General features: G+C 66.0%; 8 protein-coding genes and 1 tRNA gene. 6 read left to right on the top strand and 3 right to left on the bottom strand.

From position 1 onward, the window contains the following. Positions 1 to 322 precede the first annotated feature (322 nt). The 6 genes from rnd (at position 323) to A7A76_RS25410 (ending at position 8,717) form a co-directional block, all read left to right on the top strand. Positions 323 to 1,435 (top strand): ribonuclease D, encoded by a 1,113-nt coding sequence (gene rnd / locus A7A76_RS25435; protein WP_206413935.1) that lies wholly within the window; start codon positions 323 to 325, stop codon positions 1,433 to 1,435. 100 nt (positions 1,436 to 1,535) lie between these two features. After that, positions 1,536 to 1,611, top strand: a tRNA-Ala gene (locus tag A7A76_RS25430). Between the two features lie 356 nt (positions 1,612 to 1,967). Then, a complete protein-coding gene (locus tag A7A76_RS25425) occupies positions 1,968 to 4,706 on the top strand; it encodes a type I restriction-modification enzyme R subunit C-terminal domain-containing protein (protein WP_343225409.1) in 2,739 nt (912 codons plus the stop codon). Next, positions 4,703 to 6,214 (top strand): restriction endonuclease subunit S, encoded by a 1,512-nt coding sequence (locus A7A76_RS25420; RefSeq protein ID WP_206413933.1) that lies wholly within the window; start codon positions 4,703 to 4,705, stop codon positions 6,212 to 6,214. Before A7A76_RS25425 ends, A7A76_RS25420 begins: the two co-directional genes overlap by 4 nt. Continuing rightward, on the top strand, positions 6,211 to 7,251 hold the full coding sequence (locus A7A76_RS25415; RefSeq protein ID WP_206413932.1) for a virulence RhuM family protein: 1,041 nt from the start codon (positions 6,211 to 6,213) through the stop codon (positions 7,249 to 7,251). Before A7A76_RS25420 ends, A7A76_RS25415 begins: the two co-directional genes overlap by 4 nt. A 2-nt stretch (positions 7,252 to 7,253) precedes the next feature. Continuing rightward, positions 7,254 to 8,717 (top strand): HsdM family class I SAM-dependent methyltransferase, encoded by a 1,464-nt coding sequence (locus tag A7A76_RS25410; protein ID WP_206413931.1) that lies wholly within the window; start codon positions 7,254 to 7,256, stop codon positions 8,715 to 8,717. Positions 8,718 to 9,100: 383 nt separating this feature from the next. On the opposite strand, the gene A7A76_RS25405 is transcribed toward A7A76_RS25410, so the two are convergent. The 3 genes from A7A76_RS25405 to A7A76_RS25395 all read right to left on the bottom strand — a co-directional run. Then, entirely contained in the window at positions 9,101 to 9,478 is a 378-nt protein-coding gene (locus tag A7A76_RS25405; protein WP_206413930.1) for a hypothetical protein, read from the bottom strand. A 250-nt stretch (positions 9,479 to 9,728) separates the two neighbouring features. Then, positions 9,729 to 11,330: an N-acetylmuramoyl-L-alanine amidase gene (locus A7A76_RS25400; protein ID WP_206413929.1), complete on the bottom strand. Its 1,602-nt coding sequence runs from the start codon at positions 11,328 to 11,330 to the stop codon at positions 9,729 to 9,731. 74 nt (positions 11,331 to 11,404) lie between these two features. Further along, positions 11,405 to 12,961: SpoIID/LytB domain-containing protein (locus A7A76_RS25395; RefSeq protein ID WP_206413928.1), on the bottom strand; the 1,557-nt coding region annotated here is incomplete at its 5' end.

Raw genomic sequence — 12,961 nt, 5'->3', positions numbered from 1 at the left:
GCCGGCGCGCCCGCCGCGGTCGCCGCAGCCGGCCAGCAGCCCGGCGCAGGCCAGGCCCAGGGCTAGCGTGCGGGTCCAGTTCGTTGCGGGCAAACCTGCGGCCTCGGTGGGAAGGCGAACACCCGCGCAGCATATCGCCTCGGCGGCCGGCGCCGGGCATCGGCGCGGCGGGAATGAGGATTCGGCAAAGCCGCGGTCGCGCAATTTCCCGCGATTTCGCGTTCTTTCCCGGCCGGTCGCGGCCGGCGCGGGCGATTTGAGCTATTGTCGCCCGCCGGCCCCGCCCGGCTCATCCCCGTCCCGCACGTTGCGCTCATCGCCCATGCCTCTCTGGATCGACACCCCCGCCGCGCTGCAAGCGCACTTCGAAGCCAAGCCCGCGCGCATCGGGCTGGACACCGAGTTCATCCGCGAGCGCACCTACTGGCCGCACCTGGCCCTGGTGCAGATAGCGATCGAGCGCGACGGCGAGGACGAACCGACGATCCTGCTGGTCGATCCGCTGCGCCCGGGCATGACCCAGGCGCTGGCGCCGATCCTGGCCGACACCGGCATCCTCAAGCTGGTGCACAGCCCCAGCGAAGACCTGGTCGCGTTCAAGCACGCCTGCGGCGTGGTGCCCAAGCCCTTGTTCGACACCCAGCAGGCCGCGGCGCTGGCCGGGATCGGCGGCGGCCTGGGCTATCAGAAACTGGTCGAACAGCTCACCGGCGTGGCCCTGCCCAAGGGCGAGACCCGCTCGGACTGGATGCGCCGGCCGCTGTCGCCGTCGCAGCTGGACTACGCCGCCGACGACGTGCGCCACCTGTTCGCCATGCACGACGCGCTCGACGGCCAGCTCGGCCAGCTCGGCCGGCGGCAGTGGTTAGCCGAAGACGCCGCGCGCACCGTCGTCAACGCCGAGAACGAAGCGCCCGAGCGCTGGCCGCACCTGTCGATGCGCAGCGCCCAGTTCCTCGACCGCCCCGCCCAGCAGCGCCTGCTGCGCCTGCTGCGCTGGCGCGACGGCTACGCGCGCGACAGCGACAAGCCGCGCAGCTGGATCCTCGACAACGAACTGGCCGTGGCCATCGCCCGCCAGGCCCCGGCCGACCGCGACGCACTGCAGCGCCTGATCGAAGCCCACCCGAAGGCGCCGCGCAAACTGGTCGACGCGATCTGGGCCGCGCTGTCGGCGCCGCTGGCCGACGAAGGCCAGGCCCCCGACGCCGGCATCGCCGAAACCCGCGACAAGCAGCGCCTGCGCCAGCTGCAGGACGCCGTCGCCGGCCGCAGCGCCGCGCTCGGCCTGCCCGACGGCGTGCTCGCCTCGCGCCGCTGGCTCGAAGCCCTGCTCGACCACGGCGAATGGCCCGACGCCCTGTCCGGCTGGCGCCGCGCCGCGCTGGAACCGGCGCTGGCGCCGCTGCTGGCGCCGCCCGCCGGCGCCGGCTGAGCCCGCGCAAACGCAGCCGCGGCGGGCGTTGCGCGAATTTTCCCGACAGGGCTAGCGCGGCCGCGCGAGTGCCGCTAAACTTGCCGCCTCGGATTCATCCGGGGCCATAGCTCAGCTGGGAGAGCGCGTCGTTCGCAATGACGAGGTCGGGAGTTCGATCCTCCCTGGCTCCACCAATACATAGTCCCGGACTTTCCCGGGAACATCAAAAACCTCGCGCAAGCGGGGTTTTTTGTTGTCTTCGCTTCACCGGGGGCCTTGCCTGATACCGCATCGCCACCCGACTTTCTCGTCAAACCCGACGGAAAGGGGGAATGGCGCTTCGACTATCGCCGGTCAAACGGCCCGCGCACGCTTCTCCAAGCAGAGCGCCTTGTGGGCTAAGGGACATACCGACAAGATTGGCCCAGACATGGGAAGTTAGACTCTCGGAGGAGGCACAAGGCCTCGGGGGAAGCGAATGACGCCGGAAGCCAAAGCACGTCTGCTGATCGATCAAAAGCTTGAGGCTGCAGGCTGGGTCGTTCAGGACGTGAAGGCCGTCAACCTAGGTGCAGCCCAGGGCGTCGCCGTCCGCGAATACCCCACCGATACCGGTCCCGCCGACTACGTCCTCTTCGTCAACCGCGACGCCGTCGGAGTCATCGAAGCCAAGCGCGACGAAGCCGGGCACAATCTCAGCGTCCACGAGACCCAGACTGAGCGCTACGCCAACGCCACCCTGAAGTGGCGCAAGGGCGGCGCCCCGCTACGCTTTCTCTACGAAGGCACCGGCCAGATCATTTACTTCACCGACGGCGCCGACCCCGCGCCGCGCGCCCGCGAGCTCTTCCACTTTTTTCAACCCAAAGCGCTGGCCGACTGGGCCGCACAACCCGATACCCTGCGCGGCCGGCTTACCCAGATGCCGCCGCTCCCCGAACGCAACCTGCGCGACTGCCAGATCAACGCCGTCACCGGCCTGGAGAAGTCGCTTGCGAAGAACAAACCGCGCGCCCTGATCCACATGGCCACCGGCGCCGGCAAGACTTTCACCGCCATCACTTCGGTCTACCGTTTGCTCAAGTTCGGCGGCGCCAAGCGCATCCTGTTCTTGGTCGATACCCGCAACCTCGGCAAGCAGGCGCACCAGGAGTTCATGGCCTACACGCCGCCGGACGACGCCCGCAAGTTCACCGAGCTCTACAACGTCCAACGGCTGTCCTCCAGCAACATCGATCCGCACGCGCAGGTCTGCATCAGCACCATCCAGCGCATGTATTCGATCCTGTCCGGCACCGAGCTGGCCGAAACCAGCGAAGACATCTCGCTCAACGAAGTCGGCCAGTCCGACACCCAGGCGCGGCTGGTGCAATACAACCCGCAGGTGCCGATCGAGCAATTCGACTTCATCGTCATCGACGAGTGCCACCGCAGCATTTACAACCTGTGGAAGCAGGTGCTCGACTACTTCGACGCCTTCCTGATCGGCCTGACCGCCACGCCGGACAAGCGGACCTACGGCTTCTTCAACGAGAACGTCGTCGCCGAGTACAGCTACGAACAATCCGTGATCGATGGCGTCAACGTCAGCTACAACGTGTACGAGATAGAAACCGAGATCACGGCCAAGGGCGCCGAGCTAAAGGCAAAGGAATGGGTCGACCATCGCGACCGCGAAACCCGCGCCAAGCGCTGGGCGCAGACCGAGGAAGACACCGCCTATGGCGCCACCGACCTCGACAGGTCGGTGGTCAACCCCAGCCAGATCCGCCAGGTCGTCCAGGCGATGAAGACCGCGGTGGAGACCCGCATCTTTCCGCACCGCAAGGAAACGCCTAAGACCCTGATCTTTGCCAAGACCGACAGCCACGCCGACGACATCATCCGCACCGTGCGCGAGATCTACGGCGAGGGCAACGCCTTCTGCAAGAAGGTCACCTACCGCGCCGGCCTCGATCCGCAGACCGGCAAGGCCATCGCCGGCGACGACGCCGACAGCGTGCTGGCCAGCTTCCGCAACGACTACAACCCGCGCATCGCCGTTACCGTGGACATGATCGCCACCGGCACCGACGTGAAGCCGCTGGAGGTTCTGCTGTTCATGCGCGACGTGCGCAGCAAGGGCTACTACGAACAGATGAAGGGCCGCGGCGTACGCAGCCTCGACGCCGAATCGCTGCAGAAGGTCAGCAATTCCGCCGACAGCGCCAAAACCCACTTCGTCCTGATCGACGCCGTGGGCGTGGAAAAGTCGCTCAAGACCGAAAGCCGGCCGTTGGAACGCAAGCCAGCGCTCAGCCTGGACAACCTGCTCAAGGGCGTGGCCGTGGGTGCGCGCGATGCGGACACGGTGCTGAGCCTCGGCAACCGCCTGGTGCGCCTGGCCAAGCAACTGGACGACAAGGCGCTGGCCAAGATCAAGCAGGCCAGCGGCGGCCTCGGCCTGCAGGACCTTGCGCGCGGCCTGGTGCAGGCGCTGGATCCCGACCGCGTCCTCGCCGACGCGCTGGACGCGGCCAAGGCCGCCGGCATCACCCGCAGCGAGGCCTCGCTGCTTGAGGCGGAGTTAGACGCCGCGCGGCGCAAGCGCGTGGACGCCGCTTGCGCACCATTCGACACCCCGGCCTTGCGCGACCTGATCGAATCCGCACGCCGCGATCGCGAACAGTTGATCGACCACCTCAACCTCGACACGGTCACGCGCAGCGAGTTCGCCGCGCAGGCGCAGGCCAACGCGGAGGCGACGGTCGGCCGCTTCCGCGAGTTCCTGGAAACCCATCGCGACGAGATCGCGGCACTGGGATTCTTCTACGCCCAACCCTACAGCCGCCGCGAGCTGACCCTCGACATGATCGAGGAACTGCACGACGCGCTGTCGCGGCCACCGCTGATGCTGACCACCGAGAAACTGTGGTCGGCTTACGCCCGGGTGCAGGAAACCAAGGTGCGCGGTAACGGCGTGCGCCGGCAGCTGACCGACCTGGTGTCTCTGGTGCGCTTCGCCCTGGGCCTGGACGAGGAACTGCGGCCGTTCGCCGACAGCGTGGACAAGCGCTTCGCCGAATGGGTCTTCCGTCATAATGCGCGCCGCGCGACGGCGTTCACGCCGGAGCAGATGGAGTGGCTGCGGCTGGTCAAGGATCACATCGCCAGTAGCTGCCGTATCGACCGCGACGATTTCGATTATGCGCAGATGGCCGGTAAAGGCGGGCTGCAGAAGGCGTGGAATGTATTTGGCGGGCAGTTGGATGAACTGCTGGCTGAGATGAATGAGGAGTTGGTGGCTTGAGTAGTAAGAGAAAGGCGCTGCCGCCGGGTTGGTGCTGGGCGACTGTTGGCGATACCGGCAGGTACATCAACGGCTTCGCATTCAAGCCCGCGCACCGTGAAGCGGCCGGCCGGCCGATAGTTCGAATTCAGAATTTGACCGATCCGAAAAAGCCCCTAAATCGAACTTTGCTCGCGGTATCAGAAGATTTCCACGTAGCCACCGGCGAGATTCTAGTCAGTTGGTCGGCAACTGTTGATGTGTTTGTTTGGAACCGCGAGCCGGCGCTCGTCAATCAACACATCTTCAGGGTCGTTCCAAAAGAAGGCGTGGTCGATAGGGCCTTCCTGTTTTATTGGCTTAAGATCGCGATCGACCAGCTCTTGAAATCTGAGCATCTTCATGGCAGCACCATGAAGCACATCAATCGTGGGCCCTTCATGGCCCATCAGATTCCTCTTCCGCCACTGGCGGAACAAAAGCGAATTGTAGAGACGCTTGAAAGTCTGCTATCTGACCTCGATGCCGGAATGGCTGAGCTTGAGGCCGCGCAGCGCAAGCTGGCGCAGTACCGCCAATCGCTGCTGAAGGCTGCGATGGAAGGAGCGCTGACCGTGGATTGGCGCGCGACGCATGGCAAGCCACAGGAAACCGGCGCCGAACTGCTGCGGCGCATACTATCCGAACGCCGCGCCCGCTGGGAGCAAAAGCAACTCGCCAAGTTCGCCGAGCAAGGCAAAACTCCGCCCGCAAATTGGCAAGCCAAATATCCTGAGCCCGTCGCCCCTGATCTCACTGACCTCCCGTTACTGCCCGAAGGTTGGGCGTGGTCCTCACTCTCTCAAGTCGGCTGGCTCGATCGTGGCCGTTCCAAGCATCGTCCGCGCAACGCGCCTCATTTGTACGGAGGCCCATATCCGTTTGTGCAGACAGGTGATATTCGGGACGCAGACACCTTTATCCACAAGGCTTCTGCTAGCTATAGCGAAGCAGGCCTCGCCCAGAGCCGATTATGGCCCGCAGAGACGCTCTGCATAACCATTGCAGCAAACATTGGGAAGACCGCTCTACTCGCGATGCAGGCTTGTTTTCCAGATAGCGTCGTAGGATTTCTTGCAGCCAGCGATGAAGTGTCTGTGCGCTACATCGAATACTTCATGCGCTCGGCACAGCAGAAACTTGAGGCCGAGGCACCAGCAACGGCGCAAAAGAACATCAATCTGGAGATTCTTGAGCGCCTTCCAGTGCCTGTCCCTCCATCTGCCGAGCAAATTGCGCTTGTAGAACGACTGTCAGAGGCGATATCCGCAGCAAGAGCTCAGGATGATGCGATCGAACATGGCATAAAGCAGGCCGTAGCTCAGCGCAAGAACCTGCTCAAGGCCGCCTTCGCTGGCCAATTGGTCCCGCAAGACCCCAGCGACGAATCCGCCTTCGAACTGCTGGCCCGTATCCGAGCCGCACGCGAAGCCAAGGCTGACGTGACCACCGCAAGCAAGCGAGGCCGCAAGGCCAAGGAGACGGCATGAGCGACAGCAAGGGCGAGCTGATCCTCTACCGCACCGAGGACGGCCGCACCGACATCCATCTGCGCGCCGCAGACGGCACTGCCTGGCTGACCCAGGCGGAAATGGCCGACCTGTTCGAGACCACCCCGCAGAACATTACCCAGCATATCCGCTCGGTATACGAGGAGGCGGAGCTGACCGAGGAGGCAACTTGTAAGGATTACTTACAAGTTCGACCGGAGGGCGGCCGCGAGGTGCGTCGTACCGTCAAGCTCTACCGGCTGGAGCTGATCCTGGCCGTGGGCTTCCGGGTCCGCTCCCCCCGTGGCGTCCAGTTCCGCCGCTGGGCCGGCACCACGCTGGCCGAGTACCTGGTCAAGGGCTTCCTGCTCAACGACCAGCGGCTCAAGGACGCCGAGCGCGCCGACTACTTCGACGAGCTGCTGCGACGCATCCGCGATATCCGCAGCTCGGAGAAGCGTTTCTATCAGAAGCTGCGCGACCTGTTCAAAACCAGCAGCACCGACTACGACGGCACCGCGCAGACCGCCAAGACTTTCTTCGCCACCATCCAGAACAAGTTGGTGTACGCCATCACCGGCCGCACCGCCGCCCAGCTGATCGTGGAACGCGCCGACCCGGACGCCGAACACATGGGGCTGACCAACTGGGTCGGCGATCGGGTGCGCAAGTCCGATGCCGTCGTGTCGAAAAACTATCTGGATGCGCAGGAACTCGACCAACTCAACCGGCTGGTCACCATGTTCCTGGACTTCGCCGAGGATCGCGCCGTGAGACGCATCGAGACGCGCATGGGCGACTGGATCGCGCAGACAGACCGCTTCCTCAACTTCAACGAGCGCTCGGTGCTGACCGGCCCCGGCCGCATCTCGCACGAACAGATGGACACCATCGTCGGCGAACGTTATGCCGCCTTCGACGCCCGCCGCCGTGCGACCGAGGCGCTGGCTGCCGACCAAGAAGCCGACGACGACCTCAAACAACTGCAAGCCGAGGCCAAACGTTTGGCCTCCACCAAGAAGACGGACACACCGTAACGATGAACAGCAGCACTCTCGTCCAGAAGATCTGGAACTTCTGCCACACCCTGCGCGATGACGGCGTGGGCTATGGCGATTATCTGGAGCAGCTGACTTCGCTGCTGTTCCTCAAGCTCGCGCACGAGTATTCGCAGCCACCGCACAACCGCGAGTTGAAGATCCCGAAGAAGTACGACTGGACCAGCGTCAAGAGTAAAACTGGCCCGGTCTTGGAAGAACACTATCTCGAAGTGTTGCAGAAGTTGGGCGAGAAGCCCGGCATGCTCGGCGCGATCTTCTTCAAGGTGCAGAACAAGATCCACGACCCGGCCAAGCTTTCGCGTCTGGTGCAAATGATCGACTCGGAGAACTGGCTCGGCCTTGAGATCGACGTCAAGGGCGATATGTACGAAGGCCTGCTGAAGAAGCACGCCGAAGACATCAAGAGCGGTGCCGGCCAGTACTTCACCCCGCGCCCGTTGATCCAGGCCATGGTCGAGTGCGTGCAGCCCGAGCCCGGCAAGACCATCGCCGATCCGGCCTGCGGCACGGGAGGTTTCTTCCTCGGTGCCTACGAGTGGCTGAACCGCAAAGGCTTGTCGCTGGACAAGAAACAGAAGCAGTTCTTACGCCACAACACCTTTTTCGGCAACGAGATCGTCGCCTCCGCCCGCCGCCTGTGCCTGATGAACCTGTTCCTTCACAACGTCGGCGACCTCGATGGCGAGCCGACGGTGGACCGCTCCGACGCGCTGATTTCCGAGCCCAAACAGAGGTTCGACTACGTGCTGGCCAATCCGCCCTTCGGCAAGAAGAGCAGCATGACCATCACCAACGAGGACGGCGAGGAAGACCGCGACGCGCTCACCTACGAGCGCATCGACTTCTGGCAGACCACGTCCAACAAACAGCTCAACTTCCTCCAGCACATCGTCTCGATGCTCAAGGCCACCGGCCAGGCCGCGGTCGTGCTGCCGGACAACGTGCTGTTCGAAGGCGGCGCCGGCGAGAAGATCCGACGCAAGCTGCTGGAAACCTGCGACGTCCATACCCTGCTGCGCCTGCCTACCGGCATCTTCTATGCACAGGGCGTCAAGGCGAACGTGCTGTTCTTCGATGCCAAGCCCAAGGACGGCAAGGTCCATACCAAGGGCGTGTGGATCTACGACCTGCGCACCAACAAGCACTTCACCCTGAAGACCAAGCAACTGCGTCGCGAGGACCTGCAGGAGTTCGTCGAAGCCTATAACCCGAGCAACCGCCACAAGCGCAAGGAGTCAGAGCGCTTCCGATACTTCGACTACAAGGACCTGATCGCCCGCGACAAGGCCAGCCTGGACATCTTCTGGCTCAAGGACGACACCCTTGACGACCTCGACAACCTGCCCTCACCGGACGTTCTGGCGCAGGAGATTATCGATCACTTGGAAGCGGCGCTCGTTGCCTTCCGCGAAGTTGCCAGTTCATTGCCAAGTAAGAATTAGAAGCGAAATAACGACGAAGAAATCTGGCTTTCGAAACGTTTTGCGGATGATTTTTCAAAGAGGCGGCGGACGGCGGAGTTCTTATCCGCAGTTCGCAGCCAGCACCGCTGCCGCGCGCCGCGGTTAAATCCAGATTGAGCTGTCGCGCCGCCTAACCGATCCTGCAACCACACAAAGCGGCCTCGGTGCGACGCGACCCGGCGATCACGAAACAATCAGCCTAGTACTGTCGGTGCTGCAACGGGCGCACACAAATCGTTTCAACTTAGTAATGACGGCGCTGCGGCGCCGTCGGCGCGAAACGGTCCTGGGACGGATTTCAGCGGCCCTGCGGTCTCAATGCATTCACGGCCCGGCCGCGCTGAACGCGTCCCGCGTATCGGTCACTTGCGCCCAGCGAGCCGCCGCCGATTTCGCGCAACCGTCCGCGCCACCGGCCGCAGCCCGCTGGCCAGCACCGCGTCGCCGGCGCGCATCGTCTCCTGCCACCAGCGCAGCGGGTCGTCGCCGATCGGGCCCAGCCACGGTTGCGGGCGCAGCCACCAGCCGGCCTGCCATTGCCACCATTGCGCCGCCATCTGCCACCAGCCGTCGCCGAGCGCGAGCCATTTCTCTTCGACCATGCGCTGCAGTTCGCCGACATCGCGCGCGCTGGGCGTGGACGCCGCGCGCGAGAGCGCGCCGAGCCGGCTGGCGATCACCCACGGCGCGTTCTGGCCGATGGCGATGAGTTGCGATTGGGAACGCCGTGCATTGCGCATCTTCGCCTCCCGTCCGGGCCGGCGCAGTGCGGATGCGCGCGCCGCCGAGCTCGGCTCATAGTCGCGCGGCCGGCGTGACTGGGGCGTGTCAAACGCGAGACAGGCGCTGCGCACGGCTGAAGTCGCCCGCGGCCGATACGAAAAATTCACCGCGAAAAAACGGGCGCGACGGCGCAGAACTGCCGCCGCCGCGCCCGCCCACCTCGACGCGATAAAACGCTGCGGCGCCACCGCCGCCGCGAGCGTTGGCTCAGCAATCCGGCGCGACGCGGCCGTCCGAGCCGGTGTAGGTGTAGGCATCGGGAATGAAACGTCCGCTGCCGATGCGGTTCCAGATGCTGCTGGTGCCGTAAGTGCCGGTGACGCTGGTGCCGTTGGTCTGGCACTGGATGGTCACGCCGGCGCCGTCGGCGAGCGTGCCGACCACCGAATACGACGTGCCCGGCCCGGAGCGCACATTGAGCGGCGTGCCGTTGGTGGCGACGGTGCCCGCGGCGCCCGGGGTGCTGCCGCCGGGATTGAGCAGCTTGTAGTAGCGCGCCCAATCCCAGTTCTTGCCCGGATCGGTGTGGTCGTTGCCGCTGTAGTGCTGGTGGCCCTTCACCTTGACGCTGGCCGGCAACACCCGCACCACGCTGCCGGCCGGGCCCTGGAACGCGCTCGCGCAGCCGATCGCCGCGTACTTGGCGCAGAAGTGGCGGACGATGCCGGCCGAGGCGTTGTACATCGCGGTGGTGTACCAGGCCGCGTTGTCGACATAGCCTTCGTGCTCGATGCCCAAGGTGGTCTTGTTGTGCGAGAGCACGTGATGGGCCGCGCGGTTCTCGCGCACCATCTGGGTGATCTGGCCGTCGCTGCTGCGCACCAGGTAATGGATGCTGACGTGGTCGGGATTGTTCTGGAACCACGAAATGCTGCCGGCGTAGGAACCTTGCACGGTGTGGATCGTGGCCGAGTCGTAGGACGTGCGCTCGGAATGGTACGGCGAGGCCGCCCACAGCGCCGGCGCGTAGTCGGTGCTGGCGGCGGCGGCGAGCTTCGGATCCTTGCTGCGCAGGGTCTGCGTATCGGGATCGACGTAGTAATCGGCGGTCTCGATGCGGTCGGCGTCGGCGTTCAGGCGCAGCAGCGGCGCGCGCAGGCGCACCAGCGCGGGCGCGTCGAACGCGCGCTCCCAGGCGATCGCGCGCGCCGGTACCTCGATGCCCTGCTCCCCAAGGTTTTGCCCGGCGACGCCGCGATCCTGGGTCAACAACACGTCGTAAGCGAAGCTGCTGCGCGCGTAGTCGGCCATCGCGCTCCTGGCCGCGCCGGCCGCGGGTTTGGCGAAGCCGGCGTAGCGCTCCAGCGCCGGGCGCAGCGCTTCGGCATCGGGCTTGCGCAGCGCGCCGTCGCGGCCGATCTCGCGGTCGAGCAAGGCGGCCGCGGCGAGGATGTTGAGCGAGGGCTCGGCGAGGATGCGCGATGGCGGCACGCCGAGCAGGCGCGCGGCGTCGCCGACCTGATCGGCGAAGCCTTCGCCGTGGTAGAGGCCCATCACGCCGTAGGCGCGCGGCATTTCGCTATGCCCCTGGCTCGCGGCCGGGCGCAGGTGCTGCCAGCGGCTGGCCACGTATGCCAGCGCTTCCAGCGTGCCGGCGGGAATCGCCGGATAGCGCGCATACGCCTGGCGGAAATAGGCCGGCAGTTGCGCGCGCTCGGCGCGCAGCGCGTCCTGTTCGGCGCGCACGCGCGCGCTCAGCGCCGGATCGGCCAGCGCATCGGGCGCGGCGGCGGGTTTGCCGGCGTAGGCCGCCGGCGCGCACGCGACGGCGAGCGCGGCCGCGAGCAGAGTCCTGGAAAATGCGGTCACGGAAAGTCCTTGGATGAGTTGGGAAGTGACGGCGCGCGACGATCGCGCCGCGCGCCGCGTGCAGATCGCGCCGCTCAGCAATCCGGCGCGACCCGGGAGTCGGAGCCGGTCTGGGTGTAGGCGTCGGGAATGAAGCGACCGCTGCCGATGCGGTTCCAGATCTTGCTGGTGCCGAAGGTGCCGGTGACCGAGGTGCCGTCGGTCTGGCACTGGATGGTCACGCCGCTGCCGTCGGCGAGCGTGCCGACCACCGAGTACGAGGTGCCCGGCCCGGAGCGCACGTTGAGCGGCGTGCCGTTGGTGTCGACCGTGCCCGGCGCGCCGCCGGGGCTGGAGCCGCCGCCGTTGGAGCGGAACGCGTTGCGCATGCCGGCGGGCTTGTCGTTGTTGTTGAAGTAGTGGTCGGTGATCCACTTCCAGTCGCGGCCGTTGTTGGCCGCCCAGCGCTGGGTGCCCCACTGGCTCATGCCGCGGCCGTGGCCGAAGCAGCCCTTGCCCTTGCCGACCGAATCGCTCAGGCAAGGCCAGTTGTTGCGCGGCGAGCCGTTGTTGCCGTTGCCGCAGCTCAGGTCGTTGTTGCTGCACGACAGGCCGTCGCCGGGGTCGTCCCAGGCGTTGTTTTCCGAGGAATATTCGCTGAACGCCGCGCTCTTGCCGTCGCGGCTGAGGATCACTCCGGCGGTGGCCCTGGCTGCGGCGACGGTGGCCGAAACCGAGTCGGCGTTGAACACCTGGCACGAGGTGGTGTTGCAGATGTCGTAGCGGCTGCTGATCGGATGGGCGACGAAGTAGGCGCCGTAGGTGCGGTAAGCGACCGCGCCGGCAGCCAGCGACTGCGCGTGCCACGACGGGATCCACTCTTCGTCCAGGCCCTTGGCGACGTAATCCTCCAGGCTGTAGATCGACACGCCCGAGCACGAGCGCCCGGAGCAACTGGTGCCGACGCGGATGCTCGAGGGCACCGACACCGCCGCGGCCGACACCTGCGCTGCAGCCACGGTCTGGCCCGCGCGCATCGCCTGACCGGCGTTGTCGGTGTCGAGCCGGCTCATCAGCGCCTCGCGCTCGCGCCGCGCCGCGGCGTTGTCCTCGGCCTGGGCGTGCACGCGCCTTTCCACGCTGCGGCCGCTGCCGCGCTGCAGGTCGACGACGAAGTGGCTGGAATCGTTGACCAGCGACAGGCCCTCCAGGCGCTGCGCGCGATAACCCGGGGCTTCGATGTCGAGCGAGGTCGTCGGCGGCAGCGCTTCGTGCCTGGACGCGTCCTGGGCGAACTTGCCGCGCACTTCGAAGTAACCGTCGGCATCGGTGACGGCGCGCTCGCCCAGGCCGCCGCGCACGCGCGCGCCGGCCAGCGGCCGGCCCGTGCGCTGGTCGTAGACGTGGCCGCTGAGCACGCTGCAATCGCGGCACTCGGCGGCCTTGAGCGCGAGCAGGTCGAGCGCCTCGGATTCGAGCTTCGGCGCCAGCCACACCGTGGTCGGCAGGCCCAGCGAGTCGTCGGAGTGGACCGTGGTGACCACCGGCAGATAGCCCGGCGCGGACACGGTCAGGCGGTACTCGCCGCGGGCCAGGCCGGCGACGCGGCCGCCGGCGGCGGCCAGGTCCAGGCGCTGCCGCTCGCCGGCGCG

The organism is Lysobacter enzymogenes, assembly GCF_017168095.1.
Taxonomy (GTDB): domain Bacteria; phylum Pseudomonadota; class Gammaproteobacteria; order Xanthomonadales; family Xanthomonadaceae; genus Lysobacter; species Lysobacter enzymogenes_D.
The sequence above is the reverse complement of the archived record's forward strand: the minus strand, read 5'-3'. Positions and strand labels throughout refer to the sequence as shown.